This is a genomic window from Neisseria sp. P0006.S009 (genome assembly GCF_051962915.1).
Lineage (GTDB): Bacteria > Pseudomonadota > Gammaproteobacteria > Burkholderiales > Neisseriaceae > Neisseria > Neisseria subflava_E.
Window position 1 is genome coordinate 766741 of sequence record NZ_JBQCUV010000001.1, and the last position, 17237, is coordinate 783977.

Genomic DNA, 17237 nt, shown 5'->3' on the forward strand with positions numbered 1-17237 from the left:
TCTGAAAACTCATCAATAAACGCGTTTAGCCGGTTTGATGTATTCCACGCTCAAAGGCTTGGTATGTACCGGTTTGTAAGACAAAGTATTGGTATCTGAATGATACAGGGTATGTTTCATCCAGTTTTCGTCATCGCGCTCAGGATGGTCGTCTGAAGCGTGTGCGCCACGCGATTCTTTACGTGCTTCGGCAGACACCAAAGTCGCTTTCGCTACTTCAATCAGATTATCCAATTCCAAAGCTTCGATACGCGCGGTATTCCATACTTTGCTCTTGTCTTTGATTTCAGTACGTTTCACGCGCTCGGCAATCTCCATGATTTCTCGAACGCCTTTGCTCAGAATCTCATCGGTACGGAACACACCGGCATGCAGTTGTACGGAGCGTTGCAGTTCGCGACGCAATGCATCAACGTTTTCACCATCGGTTTGGTTGTCCAAACGCTCGATACGTTGGCGGGTCAATTCACCGGCATTAGCAGGCAGAGGTTTCCAGTCGCTTTGCTCTTTGATGAATTTAATCATACTGTCGCCGGCAGCTTTACCGAATACCACCAAGTCCAACAGGGAGTTGGTACCCAAGCGGTTCGCACCGTGTACGGAAGCACAAGCGCACTCACCTGCTGCATACAGGCCTTTTACAGGCACTTCGTAATCTTCACCTTGCGGAACAACAACTTCGCCGTGGTAGTTGGTCGGAATACCGCCCATCATGTAGTGGGTAGTCGGCACAACAGGAATCGGGTCTTTAATCGGGTCAATACCAGCAAACTGAATGGAAATCTCGCGGATGCCCGGCAGTTTTTCCATAATTTTTTCTGCGCCGATATGGTCGATTTTCAGCAATACGTGGTCTTTGTTTTTACCACAGCCGCGTCCTTCGTAGATTTCCATTGCCATCGCACGGGAAACCACGTCACGGGAAGCCAAGTCTTTTACAGTCGGAGCGTAACGTTCCATAAAGCGTTCGCCATCGGCATTCAGCAGAATACCGCCCTCACCGCGCACACCCTCAGTAATCAATACACCGGCACCGGCTACACCGGTCGGGTGGAATTGCCAGAATTCCATGTCTTCCAACGGAATACCTGCACGGGCACAAATACCCAAACCATCACCGGTATTCATATAAGCATTGGTAGAAGAAGCATAAATACGACCGCCACCACCGGTAGCAAACATCACAGCTTTAGCGTGGAAAATATAAACTTCGCCGGTTTCCATTTCCATAGCGGTTACACCGACTACGTCGCCGTTTTCATCACGAATCAAATCTTGCGCCGTCCATTCCACAAAGAATTGTGTATTGGCACGGACGTTTTGTTGGTACAAAGTATGCAACATCGCATGACCGGTACGGTCGGCAACCGCACATGCACGTTCTACCGCACGTTTACCGTGTTCGGCAGTATGACCACCGAAAGGACGTTGGTAGATTTTGCCACTTTCCACACGGTCAAAAGGCATACCCATGTGTTCCAACTCAATTACGGCTTCAGGCGCAGCGCGACACATAAACTCAATCGCATCTTGGTCGCCCAACCAGTCGGAACCTTTCACGGTATCGTACATATGCCAATCCCAACGGTCTTCCTGCACATTACCCAATGAAGCAGAAATACCGCCTTGAGCCGCTACAGTATGAGAACGGGTTGGGAACACTTTAGACAAAACAGCACAATTCAGGCCGGATTTAGACAATTGGAGGGCTGCGCGTAAACCTGCACCACCACCGCCAACAATCACGGCATCAAACTTGCGAACAGGAAAACCCATATTTACCCCCAAATTACTTTAACTGAATACACCAAGCAGCCTACCAACCAAACGATGGTGGCAACTTGTAAAAACAAACGCAGGCCGAAAGGCTTAATGTAGTCCATCCACAAATCGCGGATACCTACCCATGCATGCAGGAATACGGCCAAGAAGCTCACTTGGGTAAATACTTTCACCCAAGTTTGATCAAAAAATGCCTGCCATGCCGAATACTCTTTAGGCAACGTAAACAAAACAACCAAAAGAACCACGGTGTACACCAACATGATGACCGCAGTTGCACGTTGCATTGCCCAATCGCGCAAACCGTAATGCGCACCTGTCAATTTACGTTCTACCATAACAAAGCTCCCAAAACGACGGTCAGAATCAAAGCAGAAGCAAATACAACTTTAGCAGTAGTACGGGCAGTATTTAATTCCAAGCCTTTGTGTACATCCAAAAACAGAAAGCGGATACCGGCGAAAAAGTGGTGCAGATATGCCCACAACAGACCGATAAGGATCAGCTTCACAAACGGATTGGAAATAGCAGTACGATATGCTTCAAACGACGCTTCGCGATCCAGCGTTCCGGAGAAGAAATACAAGAGAACAGGCAGCATCACAAACAAGCCGACGCCGCTGATACGGTGAAGAATAGATACAATCCCCGGTATGGGCAATCGGATATTCGGAATTTCCAAAAATACCGGGCGTGATTTGGCGGACATGGTCAGTTCCTCTAGATTTATTATCAGCTCAAAACCTATAGCTCAGCACTACAATAAGCTACATAAACCATAATTTACCTGTTTTATCTCATTTTGAACAGTGCAATTTATGAATGCTCTAATGATTTTTACCAAAAGACTAATAAAATCAAACAATCATTCTTAGATTTTTTTTTGTGTGGCTAGCCTTTTTTGTTACTTTCCTGCAATTAAGCCATCTCCCCATCAAAGCACTTACGATAACATCATTATTGTTTGAGAATTGTATCTATTGTGAGATAAATTCTCACTCTTGATACCTAATCTTTACAAAGGCATAAGCCATTCTTAACTTATTACCATTGCATTATCATCACTACTCTTACATAGTTATACATTCAAAGACATTTCATCCGCCCCAAATAGACTAAAATACGACGTAACACCAACCATGTTTCCATACCTTATAAGGAAGCTGCATCATGACACACTCCCCTCATCAAAACACACCCGATCCGGAAGACTACATCCCCTCCTTCCGCCGTCGAAACTTAGACACATCCGGCTTCATGAAAAAACTCGGACGCTTTGCCGGTCGCTTGGGTAAACCTGTCGTCCGCCAGCTTTATGCGCTTTATTATCTCTGGGAATCCGAACATACACCCAAACGTGCAAAAATGATTATTGTCGGCGCACTGGTTTACTTCCTCAGTCCTATTGACAGCATTCCCGACCTTCTGATTCCATTTGGCTTCAGCGATGACATTGCCGTCATTGCGCTGGTTTATTCTCAGATGAAAAACTATCTGACCGAAGATATTCAAGAAAAAGCCCGTCAAGCGGCTGACAAGCTGTTTGGTTCTTAATTGGATAAAGTCCGACTACACATATATAAATACAAAAAGAAGGCCGTCTGAATATTCAGACGGCCTTCTCAGTTTATGACTTTTTATTTCAAAGGCTGCATACCCATAACTTCCATCAGGAAGTTGGTAAACGCAGGATTGCTTGGTTTGGTATCCATGTTTTTCCAACGCTGTTGCCAACCGCGCAAAGCACCTTGGATGTACTGTTTGGATTGCTCGGTAGTAATTTCACCACGTTGGCTGTCAACGGCAGAACGCAGATAAACTTCGTACATACTGTCATCGACAGAGTTGCGTCCCACTTGTTGGATACGGAAGCGGTTCAAATATTGTGCAGCCTGAACTTTGGTCAGACTACCTTGGCTCACTTGGGTACTCAAGCGACGTGCTTCATCATGAATCTTGGAAACATCTGCCCAATGCGAAGGAGCTAAATGATAACCGGTAGCTGAAACTTGTGAATCAGCCTTAGGTTTCTTAACGTTGGTTGGTCGAACTGGCACTTCTTTCAATGTTGGAACATAAATCGATTCACAACCGGCAAGTGCCGCCACAGCAAAGATAGGAAGAATGTATTTTTTCATAATGCGCATTATAAGCATGATTCGTTGAAGAAACCAACTTTTGAATAATGGTATTCAAAGCTCATTAACTGAATTACAACAGATTTCATACGATATCTCAAGCCCATACGCAAAAAAGGCCGTCTGAAAACGGCCTTTTAACAACAATCCTATATTATGCCAAATCGGCAAACAGAGGCGTAGAAAGATAGCGTTCGCCATATGATGGCAACAAGACAACGATCAACTTACCTTCGTTTTCAGGTTTTTTAGCCAGTTGCAATGCGCTCCATACTGCGGCACCTGAAGAAATACCTACCAAAATGCCTTCTTTTTCAGCCATAGCGCGCGCAGTTTCAAACGCTGCCTCGTTAGGTACTTTGGAAATGCTGTCGTAAACAGTCGTATTCAAAACGCTGGGGATAAAGCCTGCACCCAAACCTTGAATCGGATGCGGACCTTTCTCGCCACCGCTCAATACTGGGGAAGCTTCAGGCTCGACAGCCACGATTTGAACTTCGGGTTTGTATTTTTTCAATACTTCGCCCACACCGGTAATCGTACCGCCTGTACCTACACCGGCCACGAAAATATCTACTTTACCGTCTGTATCGCGCCAAATTTCTTCGGCAGTGGTTTTGCGGTGAACTTCAGGATTAGCCTCGTTATCAAATTGGCGCGGCATAAAGTAAGTATCTGGATGTTCGTCCACCAAAGACTGGGCTTTAGCAATAGCGCCCGCCATACCTTCGGCAGCAGGTGTCAAAATTAGCTCTGCACCGAATGCACGCAGCAGCATTTTGCGTTCTTTACTCATGCTTTCAGGCATAGTAATCGCCAATTTATAACCGCGGGCCGCACACACCATGGCCAAACCGATACCGGTATTGCCACTGGTTGCCTCGACGATAACGGTATCTTTATTGATTTTACCGGCTTGCTCGGCCGCTTCAATCATAGATTCGGCAATACGGTCTTTCACGCTGCTGCCCGGATTGAAAAATTCAAGTTTAACGGCGATTTGCGCTTTTAAACCTTCGGTCAGGCGGTTCAGTTTCACCAGAGGTGTGTTGCCGATCAGCTCGGTAATATTATTTGCAATTTTCATTTCCTGCTCCTGATTTAGATGTAATACAGCCTGCATATTAAACTCAGGCCGTCTGAAAAACCAATATCGAAAATTTCTTTCTTTATAACTTTTGGTTCAAGCGCGGTCAATATCCACTGCGCTCAAAAATCAATGTAACGGCAACTACAGCCTGCATCACGACGGCAACCATCCAACCTGCCCACATCTGCCGCATACTGAAAAGAGAGGCAGACTGCTTGCAAACAACCACACGGTGCAGATAAAACACCAGCATCAGGACGCCCTGCAATGCAAACCAATAAATGGGTTTCAAAGCATAAATTTTCAGTAAGGCCGCCCATGCAAAAACCGCGCCAGCCAGCGGCAAGATGAAATAAACCACGCCTGCCAAGAAAACAAAAGCCAAAGTCATGACGACATTGGAAACCGCAAATAAGGTTAAACCGGCATATTCGCCTGCCGACCAAAACTTTTTGTCTTCCGTTTTACTACAGTCATCGATAAAGAAGAAAATACTGGCGATTGTCAGATAAAAATGAGGGATGAACAAAGGGCCTGTATGCGTAAAGCCCCACATTCCGGGCAACAAGCGTGCACCCAATGCCGAAACCCCCAGCCACAACAACACCGTAGCCCAAAGCCATTGAAACCGCTGTGCGCGAAAAATAAATGCCAACGATACCGCAGCATACGCGACGGCAAACCAAAAATCCAAAGAAACCATCATGAATACTGCAACTCGCCTTCAAAAACGGTTTCAGCAGGGCCGGTCATTTGCACATCGCCACCTTCTTCCCAACTGATAAACAATTCGCCGCCAGGCAGAGTAACACGCACAGGCGCACCCGCTTTCAGCAAGCCATTGCGCACGCCTGCCACCACTGCCGCACACGCTCCAGTGCCGCAAGCCTGAGTTTCCCCCACCCCGCGTTCAAACACGCGCAGGCGGACTGACAATTCATCTTCAACCTGCAAAAAGCCGACATTGACCCGTTCAGGAAACTGCCCGTGCGATTCAATAGCGCCGCCCCAATGCTCCACCGGTGCGGTTTCAACATTATCAACCAAAATCACCGCATGCGGATTACCCATATTCACGCAGCTTACCGGTACAGACTCCAAACCGACTAAGACAATATGTGTCAACGCATCTTCCGTTTCACCATGCGCAGGCACAAACGGAATTTCAGACGGCATGAAACGCGGTTTACCCATGTTGACGGTAACCAAACCGTTATCCAACAGCTTCGGCACAATAATCCCTTTGGCCGTTTCGACTAAAATTTCCGTTTTATCCGTCAAACCCTTATCCGCGACAAAACGCGCAAAACAACGCGCTCCATTGCCACACTGCTCTACTTCCTGACCATCGGCATTGAAAATGCGGTACCGAAAATCGACCGCATCAGAAGAAGGCTTCTCCACTACCAAAAACTGATCAAAACCCACGCCGCGATAGCGGTCTGCCCATTGGGTAAGCGGCGCAGCCAACGGATCAAAGTCCTGCTCGATGGCATTGACCACCATAAAATCATTGCCCAAGCCGTGCATCTTCGTAAATTTCAAAGTTTTCATTATTCATTCACATTCTTATTAAATCATTATTTCGGCACATTCTACACCAGAATGATATATTCGTTTCTATCTTGTTCTTCAGACGGCATTGCGCCCTTTTACCAATACTAACACCAGCCACCCCGCAAAAATACTATACTTCTCACATTACAAACATTTCTTATTACAAGGATACACATTATGAAAAAAGTTCTCTTACCTGTCCTTTTGGCCGCTTCACTCAGCGCATGTACAGTCGGCACGCCAGGTGTTTCCGTCGGTTTAGGCGTCGGCACCAGCATCGGCCGCCATGTCGGCTTGGGTACATCCATCAACATCCCTGTCGGCTTGGATAAAACCAAAACCACCAAAGGCACGGATTCAGACGGCATCCGTATCTCAGAAGAACAAATCGTGACCTATTTCGATGCACACGGCACACCCAGCAACAGCGCAGTCAAAGGCGGCTTCCATCGCCAACTGATCAGCAAACGCAACAACGAATACGTTGTCCAAGACTTTTACAGCGACAACAGCCAAAAACGCACGGACCCCTACGTCCTCAGCCGCAACCAACTGATGCAGTTCCGCGCCACGCCAAGCAACGGCTCGCTGACCACTTACGCCTACAACGGTACAGTGATGCAGCAGCAAGTATTCCAAAACGGCAAATTGGTTACCGCCAAATACTAAAGGCCGTCTGAAACGGCTGGGAAGCATGTGAAACTTGATTACAAAATATTTTTAACATTCAAACATTTGAAATATTTTGCACCATTTTCTTGAAAATACTGATTGACACATTTTTTCCAGCCATTATAATACGCCCCATTCCCCGATAGCTCAGTCGGTAGAGCGACGGACTGTTAATCCGCAGGTCCCTGGTTCGAGCCCAGGTCGGGGAGCCAAATTTCAAAAGCCTGAACTGCTGTTCAGGCTTTTTTACATCAATAAGGAACGATTGTTCTTTCCCAAAGAAAGCCCATGAATCCTCATGAGACCTTTGCCAAGGTCTCTATCCGCCAAACTGGCAACCTTACGCCCTACCCGCTTCGTCTGGCGAACAAGTGCAAACAGCCCGAAACCTTTTTTCAGTCAGGTTTCGGGCTGTTTCGTTTTTTGAATGAACGGCATCTTTTCAGACGGCCTTGTCCATCAAATTTGGCACATCATTTCACACACGGATTATCTAAAACGACCGAGACATTGCGTTCGGCTTTGTTTATATACGTCATGTGGACTTTCTTGCCTTTGAACTCTGCCTCGACGGCGGATTCCAGCGTGGCAACATCTTGGGGGAAGCCGAATTTTTTGTCGTTTGCAGCAATGAATTTGACCGGTTTTTCATGGAACAGCGAGTAGAAAGACACGCCTTTATTATCTGCGGTCACGGCGCATTGTGTTTTGCTGTCGGTGGCGATGACGGAGGAAAGCGTATGGGGCTTGTGGGTACGGTCGGCGAAGGTGGTGTAGGAATCATACGACCCGAAGCTGGTTCTTAATGCAAAGGTATTGCCAAGCCATTTATGGCTTGTCCTGTCTTCGGGAAGATTTTTTTCGATGGCTTTTTTGCCTGCAAAGAAAGAGCATTCTTGGGTTTTGTGGTTGCAGACTTTTTTAATGCTGAACTGCTTGTCCGGAGAAGTAAGGATGGTTTCGGCGGCAAAGCTGTTTGCGCTTGCTGCGGCGAGCATACAGCTTAGAAGAAGTGAGCGGATGGGAAGGGACGGTTTCATTTTGTTTGGTGTGTCGGTTGGTTTTTATAGTGGATTAAATTTAAATCAGGACAAGGCGACGAAGCCGCAGACAGTACAGATAGTACGGAACCGATTCACTTGGTGCTTCAGCACCTTAGAGAATCGTTCTCTTTGAGCTAAGGCGAGGCAACGCCGTACTGGTTTAAAGTTAATCCACTATAATATTGATTGAGTGGGTTTGAATGCAATAAACACTCAATATACCTTCGGCGGAATGACCGTAGATATGTTGATTTTAATCTGCAAAACAGATAGTACGAAGGCCGTCTGAAACTGATTTTTGGCGTTTCAGACGGCCTTTGTTTGCTTTGCAGCGGGGGTTAGCGGAAGAAATCGCCCATGCCTGCCGGCAGGCCTTGGGTAAATGCACCCATGGTTTTGTTGGTTGTTTCCTCGGCTTTTTCAGAAGCGGCATTGATGGCGGCCAATACCAAATCTTCCAGCATTTCTTTGTCGTCAGCGGCTTCTTGAATTAAATCAGGGCTGATTTCAAGTTTGCGAACAACGTGCGAACACGTCATCACAACTTTCACTAAACCATTGCCTGCTTCACCTTCAACTTCGGTTTCAGCCAGCTTGGCCTGTGCCTTTTTCATGTTTTCCTGCATTTGTTGAGCCTGCTTCATCAGGCCGCCTAATCCGGCTTTTCCGAACATGTTTTACTCCTATGGGTTTGAATAAATGGGTTTCACTCATGCCGTCTGAAAAACGCTATTGCCTGTCAGACGGCCTTGTATGTCAGTATTTTAAGAATGCCCTGCCAACTCTAAAGAATCCGGCAGCCATTGCGCTTCAAAGGTTTGCAAGATTGTCTGCGCCGTTGTATCCGCTTCCAGCAAATCTTGCGCCTGCTGCCGCCCTTCTTCTTGAATACGGTTGCGGCGCATCACCGGCGTTTCCCAGCCTTTATCATCCTGCCAAGGCTCGGTTTGCAGCCTTAAATTGCCAAGATGGTAGGCCTCGCTCAACGTCTGGCAGATTTTGTCCAAGCGCTCTTTATTGGCAGTGGCTTTGGCTTCATCCGTCAACGACAGCATGATTAAACCTGCTTCCGCATCATAACTCGTCCATGCCGCATTTTGCGCCAACATCTGCGCCGCGCCTAATTTACGGGCGAAGCGTTCGATAATGCTGTGCCAATTCTCTGTTTTAAACTCAGGCAAAGGAGCGAATTGAAGCTCTTCTTCATCTCCTTCCTCTTCTTCAGGCTCAGCAGACGCAACCGGCTGAGGTACTTCCATCACATCAGAACGGTGTGAATCTTCATATGTATATGCTTCATCAAAAAACGGGGGCGGAATTTCCTCATCCATATGCGGATATGCTTCCGGTTCAGGGGCCGTCTGAACTTTTGCAACAGGCAATGGCTCCGCTGCTTCTTGTATCTGTACCGTTTGAGTTTGAGGCGGCTCAGCCGACACTAGGCTCGGCATGTCTTCCCAAGGCGGTACATCCGCCTCTTGTTGCTGAATAGGCTGAACGGTTTCTTCAGACGGCCTTTCAACGATATCCTGTTTGCTCGGAACAGCCCCTTTCTCAACCGCCGGTGCTGCTATCGGCTCAGATTTCGGCAGCTGAAAAGGCTTTTTTTCGGCCTCAGCTTTCTGATGGTCGGAATGCAAATCCGTGTGTTCAATCTGACTTTGCGTATCGCAACCCGAAGCGGCCAACGGCGCAAATGCAAGCATGCGCAAAAGCGTCATGACAAAACCGGCATACTCGTCCGGAGCCAGCGGCAAATCCTGTTTACCATGAATAGCACATTGATAATAAAGCTGAATCTGCTCGCCACTCAAAGCCTGACTTAATCGCAGCAAAGTTTCACGTTCAGGGTCGTCATTCGCCAAGGCGGAAGGAATGGTTTGAATCAAAGCCAAACGTTGCAACAGCATGGCCAATTCTGCCAATGCGCTGTCAAAACCAATCGCTCTGGCGGACATTTCCTGAGCTTTTTCCAGCAAGGCCTCACCGTTTTGATTGATGATTCCTTCAAGCAATTCAAACAAGTATTGTTTATCGACTGCTCCGATCATCTGGCAGACATCTTGTTCGGCAACTTTACCCGAACCCATGGCAATCGCCTGATCCAAAAGGCTCAACGCATCGCGCATCGAACCGGCGGCGGCACGTCCCAAAAGTTGCAAAGCCTGCGGCTGATAAGGAACGTTTTCACGATCCAAGACATATGCCAAATGCTCGGCAACCTGCTGGGTTGTCATGTTGCGCAACACAAACTGCAGACAGCGGCTCAATACGGTAATGGGGACTTTGTGCGGATCGGTGGTCGCCAAAATAAATTTAACGTGCTCAGGCGGCTCTTCCAAAGTCTTCAGCATGGCATTGAACGCGCTTTTGGAAAGCATATGCACTTCGTCGATGATATAGACTTTGTATTTACCCGCAGTCGGCGCGTATTGCGCGTTTTCCAATACTTCGCGGATATTGTCGATACCGGTATTAGATGCCGCGTCAATTTCCAATAAATCCACATAACGGCCGCTGTCGATTTGCGTACAGCTTTCACACTGACCGCACGGCTCACCATGCACGGCATTTTCACAGTTCAAGCTCTTGGCCAAAATCCTGGCAATCGTGGTCTTGCCCACACCGCGCGTCCCTGTCAGCAGATAGGCATGGTGCAGACGGCCTTCGTCGAGCGCGTTGCGCAGAGCTTTGACGACGTGTTCCTGACCGACCAAATCGGCAAAGGTTTTCGGACGCCATTTTCGTGCAAGAACTTGATAAGCCATGTTGTTTCTCTACGGGAAATAAATCGGAAGGCCGTCTGAAAAGAATTATCCGCTTTTCAGACGGCCTCAGAAAATGGCATATATTCTAGCATTTTTTTGATTTTTATTAAGGATTTTCTATCAAGCCCACAGCGACAGCATGTCATCTCAATGTTAGAATGCTACATAAATGATAAACAATTTAAAGCTTAAATCATTATGTCTGAAATCATACTACGCAACCAATCAGCCACTATGAAAGTTAATACAATGGGCGGATATATTGATTCTCTGATTCTGAAAGGACGGGAAGTCTTATTTCCGAAAACCAGCGTCCAAGTCGCCAATGACACAAAATTACGCGGTGGCATGCACGTTTGCTTACCCCAATTCGGACCGGACAGCAAAAATCATCTGGCCCAACATGGTTTCGGCAGAACTTCAGACTGGGAAATCCGCCATCAAAATGAATCGGATATCGGCTTAAAATTAATCAGCACAGAAAAAGGCTATGAACACGTCGAATGGTTGCTTGATTACAGTCTGCCTAACGAAAATGAAGCCATCGCCATCCTAACTGTCTGCAATTACGGCGAATCACCCGTCCGCACGTCCCCAGGATTCCACCCCTACTTTACCGCCGCCGGCACACAATTTGATTTCAACGGCGCCCCATACGATGCCGACTATATCTCCCATACCGAATTTGTTTCCTCCGACCAGGATGCACACGTTGCATTTGACGGCTTGAAACTGGATATCCGTACCCACAATCTGCCTGTGTATGCCCTTTGGAGCGATCGAAACGGTCAATATACTTGTGCAGAGCCAACCGCAGAAGGCAATGCGTTTTTATCCCCTGCCCGAGGAGGACAGTTTGTTTCAGGACACAGCAAAAAACGTTACGCCATGAAAATCAGACTGATAGCTTAACCCCCTTTACAAATCCTCGATATTTAAAAACCACCCCAAAGGGTGGTTTTCTTATGGCTTACAGGCCATTGTTATTGATTGCATTCGCAATATCGCGTACCGCTGTTACATACATGCGGCTGTGGTTGTATTGCCATACTGTGTAGAAGTTATTCAGGCCCAAATAGTATTCAAATACGCCCGGGCTGGTTTCCAAAGCATACAATACAGCCTTTTCATTATCCGCAACAGCAGCTTGAGGCACGACACCCAAAGCTTTGAAATCCGCAACAGTACGTGTCAAAGCAGTTTTCTCATCGATAATCGCCTGCAAGTGCGGAGTAATCGTCAGACTTACCGGCACAACCATCTTACCGCCGGTCTGCCAGCCATGCTGTTTCATATAATTGGCGACAGAAGCCGCCACATCGCCAACATTATTCCAAATATCACGATGCCCGTCACCATCATAGTCCACCGCCCATTTACGGTAGCTTGAAGGCATAAATTGCGGCATGCCCATCGCGCCGGCATAGCTGCCTTTAAAGTCAAAGATATTTTCTTTTTCTTCTTTTGCCATCAGCAAAAGTTCGCTCAATTCGTTTTGGAAAAATTCGGCACGGCGGGGATAATCAAAGGCCAATGTACTCAAGGCATCGGCAACGCGGAAGCTGCCCGTATTTTTGCCGTAATTGGTTTCAATACCGAGAATCGCCACAATCAATTCGGCAGGTACGCCGTATTTGCGCGCCACATCATCGATTACGGCACGGTTTGCCGCATAGAATTGTCTGCCGCCGTTAAATTTGGCTGCACCGGAGTTACCGGTGCGGAATTCATACCACGGACGCGAAGTGCTTGGGCGGTACATAATGGTAATAATATTGCCTTTATACACCACGCCATTAAAGAAATTACGCAATTCTTCCGCACTGAAACGACGGTTTTTCACTTCATATTGGATAAACTGCTGAACATTGACGTTTTCATTAAAACCGCTACTGGCAACAGATTCAGCCGCAGCATCAAATACAGGTCGTTTTGCAGAGGAAACAGGCTCGACAGGTTTTGCCGTATCAACAGCAGGCTTTTGCGGAGTGCCGCATGAAGCTAAAGCCAAAGCAGTCAGACCTATCCCAAAAATTTTAATTTTATTCATAAATAATCTCTTTACTAAATAATACGACAAACCCGAACACGAATGAATATTCGGACAATACATCATCTCTCTATGCCAACCGCCATACTTTTTAATCAGCCAAAAATATAAACAACTCGGCACCGATTTGCTTCGGCTCAAACACATAAACAAGGCCGTCTGAAATCCAAGGAAACCCTTGATTTTCAGACGGCCTTGAATGAATCAATTACTCAGCGGCTGCAACAACAGCAACGGTAATTTTAGCAACAGCGTCAGTGTGCAGAGCCACTTCAACTTCGTATTCGCCAACAGCTTTCAAAGGACCGTTAGGCAGACGTACGTTTGCTTTAGCAGCTTGGATACCGGCAGCAACAATCGCTTCAGCGATATCAGCATTGGTAACAGAACCGAACAGACGACCATCAACACCGGCTTTTTGAGCAACAGTAATGGTTTGGCCTTCCAGTTTTTCTTGACGTGCTTTAGCATCAGCCAAGATTTCAGCTTGTTTGGCTTCCAATTCAGCACGACGTGCTTCGAATTCTTTCATGTTGGCTTCGGTTGCACGTTTTGCTTTACCAGCAGGGATCAGGAAGTTGCGTGCGTAACCGTTTTTAACGGTAACGATGTCACCCAAGTTACCCAGACCGCCGATTTTTTCTAACAGAATAATTTGCATGATTTAAACTCCAAAATTATTTGTGTTGATCGGTGTAAGGCAACAGAGCCAGGAAACGGGCACGTTTCACAGCAGTAGCCAACTGACGTTGGTAGTGTGCTTTAGTACCAGTAATGCGGGCAGGGATGATTTTGCCGTTTTCAGAGATGAAGTCTTTCAACAAATCAACTTGTTTGTAATCAACTTCTTGGATTTTTTCAGCCGTAAAGCGGCAGAATTTTCTACGTTTGAATGATTGACGAGCCATTGTCGTTTAACCTTTATATTCTTTAATGTTCTGTATGCGTAGTACCGGCTTGGGGAAGCGTTGGCTGCGTTGCGCCAAAAAACCTTCCGACTCGATGATGGCATCTTGCCGATACTGCCATTCCTCAGCCTGCTTACCTAAAATCCGCGCAGGAATTTCAAATTTGACCAGACATTTCTGTCCGTTTTCTTCCTGCCAAGATTCATGTTGCAACACAACATCTAAAACAGGAATTCCTGCCGGCGTATATCTCAAAGGCTGAACCTGTAAAATACGGGCGGTAAGCTTAATCAGATTGTTCAATCTTATTCGACTGCTGCAACTTCTTCAGCTGCACCGTTCAGCAAGTTTTTTGCTTTTTCGCCTCCCAGCATTGGGGAAGCTTCAGTTACAGCGTGTTTTGTTTTGATGGTCAGGTGACGCAGTACGGCATCATTGAAGCGGAAAGCAGTTTCCAGCTCTTCAACCACTTCAGGAGTAGTTTCGATATTCATCAAAACATAGTGTGCTTTGTGGATTTTGTTGATTGGGTAAGCCAATTGACGACGGCCCCAGTCTTCCAAACGGTGGATTTTACCGTTGGCTTCAGTAATCATGGTTTTGTAACGCTCAACCATAGCAGGCACTTGCTCGCTTTGATCAGGATGAACGATAAACACGATCTCGTAATGACGCATGTTATCTCCTTATGGATGATTAAAAACAGCCTTTCACCATGCGAAGTAAAAGGCAAGGCAAAGAGGCTGAATTTTATCCGCATTTCTTAAAAAATACAAGTCCGGATTCAAAATCCACTTTCTTTTCAATCAAAAAACAACATTAGGCCTTATGGTTATTTCCTAGCAAACTACTCAACTATCTGCCAAAAATCTGCTAAAATCTGCCCCATCCTAATAAATACAGCATCAGAAGGCACACAATCATGGCTCTTTTGCAGATTTCCGAACCCGGCATGTCCGCCGCCCCCCATCAACACCGCCTCGCCGTAGGCATTGATTTAGGCACAACCAACAGCTTGGTAGCCACCGTACGCAGCGGCAGCGCAGTCTGCCTGCCCGATTCAGACGGCCGCACCACCCTACCTTCAGTTGTCCGTTATTTGGATGGCGGAGTTGAAGTCGGCAAAAACGCCCTTTCTGCCCAAAAAACCGATCCGCTAAATACAGTCAGCTCCGCCAAACGCCTGATCGGCCGTACCCTTACCGACCTCGCACAAGAGGCGCAATACCTGCCCTATCGATTTACACCCAATGAGCGCGTGGTCGAGTTAAACACCCGTCAAGGTGCAAAAACGCCTATCGAAGTATCTGCAGAAATCCTCAAAGCCCTCAAATCTCGTGCTGAAGAAACATTGGGCGGCGATTTGGTCGGTGCCGTCATTACTGTACCCGCTTATTTTGACGATGCCCAACGTCAAGCTACCAAAGATGCCGCGCGCTTGGCAGGCTTGAATGTCTTGCGCCTCCTCAACGAGCCGACTGCCGCCGCAATCGCCTACGGACTGGACAACGCCTCAGAAGGCACGTTTGTCGTTTACGACTTAGGCGGTGGCACATTCGACGTATCCGTATTGCAACTGACCAAAGGTCTGTTTGAGGTTAAAGCTACCGGCGGCAACAGCGCATTGGGCGGCGACGACTTCGACCATCGTTTGTTCTGCCACCTGCTCGAACAAAACAACCTTTCCAAACTCAACGAACAAGACAGCCAGCTTCTGCTTTCCCTTGTCCGTAGCGCCAAAGAAAAACTGACCACTCAAACCGAAGCCGTCATTGAAACCACACTTTCAGACGGCCATAAAGTTCATACCGTCATTACCCGCCAAGAGTTTCACAACCTGACCCAAAATCTGGTACAAAAAACCATCGAACCCGTCAAACAGGCTTTGAAAGATGCCGGCGTGACCAAGGCAGATGTCAAGGGCGTGATTATGGTTGGTGGCTCTACCCGCATGTTGCACGTTCAACAAGCAGTTGCCACATTCTTTGGTCAAACCCCACTGAATAACCTCAACCCTGACGAAGTCGTCGCGCTCGGCGCCGCCATACAGGCAAATGTCCTTGCCGGTAACAAAACCGACGGCGAATGGCTGCTGCTGGACGTTACACCTTTGTCGCTTGGTTTGGAAACCTACGGCGGTCTTGCCGAAAAAATCATCCCGCGCAACTCCACCATTCCTACCGCACGCGCGCAGGACTTCACCACTTTCAAAGACGGTCAAACCGCCATGACGATACACGTCGTACAAGGCGAGCGCGAACTCGTTTCCGACTGCCGCAGCCTTGCCAAATTTACTCTGCGCGGCATTCCGCCCATGACCGCAGGTGCAGCGCGTATCCGCGTGACCTTCCAAGTTGATGCCGACGGATTGCTGTCCGTTTCCGCACAAGAACAAAGCACCGGCGTACAGGCGCAAATCGAAGTCAAACCTTCCTACGGTTTGGACGACAGCACCATCACCCAAATGCTCAAAGACAGCATGAGCAACGCTGCCGAAGACATGGCCGCACGCGCACGCGCCGAAGCCGTGGTCGAAGCAGAAAGCCTGACCGATGCCGTCAACGCCGCCCTTGAGTTGGATAGCGATTTGTTGGAAGCCGAAGAATTGCAACAAATTCAACAAGACATCGCCAACTTGCAAGGCCGTCTGAAAGACGGCAAAGCCGAAGACATCCGTGCCGCCGTTGCCAAACTCAGCCACAGTACCGACAACTTCGCCGCCAAGCGCATGAACCGTAACATCCAACGCGCGTTAACAGGGCAAAGCGTTGATAATATTTGATGCCTAAACAGTTTCAGACGGCCTCGGAAGATACAAAGGTCGTTTATCTAAATATCCAAAAACTGAAACGATTTCTTTTATGCGACTCTGGCACCAAACCCTTATCCCCCTACTCCCCCGTGCCCAGCTTTTGGGGCAACACCGCGAATGCGCCGCTTTACGCGGAGCGGGCTGGGGCAGGCCGCATGCGACGGTTAATTACGTTTTTACCCATTCGCCCTACAAACTCTATCTATATCACGCGTTGATTATGGAAGAGATGAAAAAGCGCGGTTACAAACCCGATGCTTTATGGAAAGACCCGCTATATCGCGGTAAAGCCGTTGCCCCATACCATTCGCACGCAGCTGAAACAGCTACTTCGCCGATTTATGCCGAACATGATGATGCTTATCTGGACGAGTGTTTGGAAAATTTAAGAAGTAAAGGCATCATGTTATAAACCCA

At 47.5% G+C, this 17237-nt stretch carries 20 protein-coding genes, 1 tRNA gene and 1 pseudogene; 7 read left to right on the top strand and 15 right to left on the bottom strand.

Annotated features, from left to right (window positions below; translation table 11 throughout):
• Positions 1-12 precede the first annotated feature (12 nt).
• Genes sdhA through sdhC form a run of 3 tightly spaced genes read right to left on the bottom strand, consistent with a single transcriptional unit; the run spans position 13 to position 2491 of the window.
• Positions 13-1776, bottom strand: coding sequence for a succinate dehydrogenase flavoprotein subunit (gene sdhA, locus ACTHTK_RS03615; RefSeq protein WP_004519265.1), 1764 nt, complete (start codon positions 1774-1776; stop codon positions 13-15).
• 2 nt (positions 1777-1778) lie between these two features.
• Positions 1779-2120 (bottom strand): succinate dehydrogenase, hydrophobic membrane anchor protein, encoded by a 342-nt coding sequence (gene sdhD, locus ACTHTK_RS03620; RefSeq protein ID WP_003678837.1) that lies wholly within the window; start codon positions 2118-2120, stop codon positions 1779-1781.
• Positions 2114-2491 (bottom strand): succinate dehydrogenase, cytochrome b556 subunit, encoded by a 378-nt coding sequence (sdhC, locus tag ACTHTK_RS03625; RefSeq protein WP_049336763.1) that lies wholly within the window; start codon positions 2489-2491, stop codon positions 2114-2116. The genes sdhD and sdhC overlap by 7 nt, the downstream gene beginning before the upstream one ends.
• Before the next feature lie 461 nt (positions 2492-2952).
• Between sdhC and ACTHTK_RS03630 the strand changes: the two genes are divergently transcribed.
• On the top strand, positions 2953-3336 hold the full coding sequence (locus tag ACTHTK_RS03630) for a YkvA family protein (protein WP_049329785.1): 384 nt from the start codon (positions 2953-2955) through the stop codon (positions 3334-3336).
• 83 nt (positions 3337-3419) lie between these two features.
• Here the strand turns inward: ACTHTK_RS03630 and ACTHTK_RS03635 are convergent, their stop codons facing one another.
• From ACTHTK_RS03635 to dapF, 4 genes are all read right to left on the bottom strand, one after another.
• Positions 3420-3920: a membrane lipoprotein lipid attachment site-containing protein gene (locus ACTHTK_RS03635; protein ID WP_371440888.1), complete on the bottom strand. Its 501-nt coding sequence runs from the start codon at positions 3918-3920 to the stop codon at positions 3420-3422.
• A gap of 154 nt (positions 3921-4074) precedes the next feature.
• Positions 4075-5007, bottom strand: a complete 933-nt coding sequence (gene cysK, locus ACTHTK_RS03640; protein ID WP_107723629.1) for a cysteine synthase A — start codon at positions 5005-5007, stop codon at positions 4075-4077.
• Positions 5008-5113: 106 nt separating this feature from the next.
• Positions 5114-5716 (bottom strand): hypothetical protein, encoded by a 603-nt coding sequence (locus tag ACTHTK_RS03645; protein WP_107723630.1) that lies wholly within the window; start codon positions 5714-5716, stop codon positions 5114-5116.
• Positions 5713-6564, bottom strand: coding sequence for a diaminopimelate epimerase (gene dapF / locus ACTHTK_RS03650; protein ID WP_107723631.1), 852 nt, complete (start codon positions 6562-6564; stop codon positions 5713-5715). Before dapF ends, ACTHTK_RS03645 begins: the two co-directional genes overlap by 4 nt.
• Positions 6565-6744: 180 nt before the next feature.
• Here dapF and ACTHTK_RS03655 point away from each other — a divergent pair, with 180 nt between their 5' ends.
• Both ACTHTK_RS03655 and ACTHTK_RS03660 read left to right on the top strand, forming a co-directional pair.
• Positions 6745-7236: a NemA protein gene (locus ACTHTK_RS03655; RefSeq protein ID WP_440378371.1), complete on the top strand. Its 492-nt coding sequence runs from the start codon at positions 6745-6747 to the stop codon at positions 7234-7236.
• 139 nt (positions 7237-7375) lie between these two features.
• Positions 7376-7451, top strand: a tRNA-Asn gene (locus ACTHTK_RS03660).
• A 261-nt stretch (positions 7452-7712) separates the two neighbouring features.
• Here the strand turns inward: ACTHTK_RS03660 and ACTHTK_RS03665 are convergent.
• Positions 7713-8279, bottom strand: a complete 567-nt coding sequence (locus ACTHTK_RS03665; protein WP_371459447.1) for a hypothetical protein — start codon at positions 8277-8279, stop codon at positions 7713-7715.
• Positions 8280-8304: 25 nt separating this feature from the next.
• Here ACTHTK_RS03665 and ACTHTK_RS03670 point away from each other — a divergent pair.
• A pseudogene (locus tag ACTHTK_RS03670) lies at positions 8305-8367 on the top strand (transposase); the annotation flags it as partial.
• Between the two features lie 253 nt (positions 8368-8620).
• Here the strand turns inward: ACTHTK_RS03670 and ACTHTK_RS03675 are convergent.
• Together ACTHTK_RS03675 and dnaX are read right to left on the bottom strand one after the other, a co-directional pair.
• Positions 8621-8956 carry a YbaB/EbfC family nucleoid-associated protein gene (locus tag ACTHTK_RS03675; RefSeq protein ID WP_003678854.1) on the bottom strand — a complete coding sequence of 112 codons (336 nt, stop codon included), beginning with the start codon at positions 8954-8956 and terminating at the stop codon, positions 8621-8623.
• Between the two features lie 90 nt (positions 8957-9046).
• Positions 9047-11050, bottom strand: coding sequence for a DNA polymerase III subunit gamma/tau (dnaX, locus tag ACTHTK_RS03680; protein WP_107723634.1), 2004 nt, complete (start codon positions 11048-11050; stop codon positions 9047-9049).
• 198 nt (positions 11051-11248) lie between these two features.
• On the opposite strand from dnaX, the gene ACTHTK_RS03685 reads away from it, so the two are divergent.
• Positions 11249-11962 carry an aldose epimerase family protein gene (locus ACTHTK_RS03685; RefSeq protein WP_107723635.1) on the top strand — a complete coding sequence of 238 codons (714 nt, stop codon included), beginning with the start codon at positions 11249-11251 and terminating at the stop codon, positions 11960-11962.
• A 58-nt stretch (positions 11963-12020) separates the two neighbouring features.
• On the opposite strand, the gene mltB is transcribed toward ACTHTK_RS03685, so the two are convergent.
• The 5 genes from mltB to rpsF all read right to left on the bottom strand — a co-directional run bounded on the left by mltB (position 12021) and on the right by rpsF (position 14685).
• Positions 12021-13100 (bottom strand): lytic murein transglycosylase B, encoded by a 1080-nt coding sequence (mltB, locus tag ACTHTK_RS03690; RefSeq protein WP_070825675.1) that lies wholly within the window; start codon positions 13098-13100, stop codon positions 12021-12023.
• A 208-nt stretch (positions 13101-13308) separates the two neighbouring features.
• Positions 13309-13761, bottom strand: coding sequence for a 50S ribosomal protein L9 (gene rplI / locus ACTHTK_RS03695; protein ID WP_003678862.1), 453 nt, complete (start codon positions 13759-13761; stop codon positions 13309-13311).
• Positions 13762-13777: 16 nt separating this feature from the next.
• Positions 13778-14008 carry a 30S ribosomal protein S18 gene (gene rpsR / locus ACTHTK_RS03700; protein ID WP_003678863.1) on the bottom strand — a complete coding sequence of 77 codons (231 nt, stop codon included), beginning with the start codon at positions 14006-14008 and terminating at the stop codon, positions 13778-13780.
• Positions 14009-14014: 6 nt separating this feature from the next.
• Positions 14015-14317 (bottom strand): primosomal replication protein N, encoded by a 303-nt coding sequence (gene priB / locus ACTHTK_RS03705; protein ID WP_191620669.1) that lies wholly within the window; start codon positions 14315-14317, stop codon positions 14015-14017.
• A complete protein-coding gene (gene rpsF, locus ACTHTK_RS03710) occupies positions 14314-14685 on the bottom strand; it encodes a 30S ribosomal protein S6 (RefSeq protein WP_107723636.1) in 372 nt (123 codons plus the stop codon). Before rpsF ends, priB begins: the two co-directional genes overlap by 4 nt.
• A 245-nt stretch (positions 14686-14930) precedes the next feature.
• On the opposite strand from rpsF, the gene hscA reads away from it, so the two are divergent.
• Both hscA and ACTHTK_RS03720 read left to right on the top strand, forming a co-directional pair.
• Entirely contained in the window at positions 14931-16790 is a 1860-nt protein-coding gene (gene hscA / locus ACTHTK_RS03715; RefSeq protein WP_107723637.1) for a Fe-S protein assembly chaperone HscA, read from the top strand.
• A gap of 79 nt (positions 16791-16869) precedes the next feature.
• Positions 16870-17232, top strand: coding sequence for a TIGR02328 family protein (locus tag ACTHTK_RS03720; protein WP_107723638.1), 363 nt, complete (start codon positions 16870-16872; stop codon positions 17230-17232).
• Positions 17233-17237 lie beyond the last annotated feature (5 nt).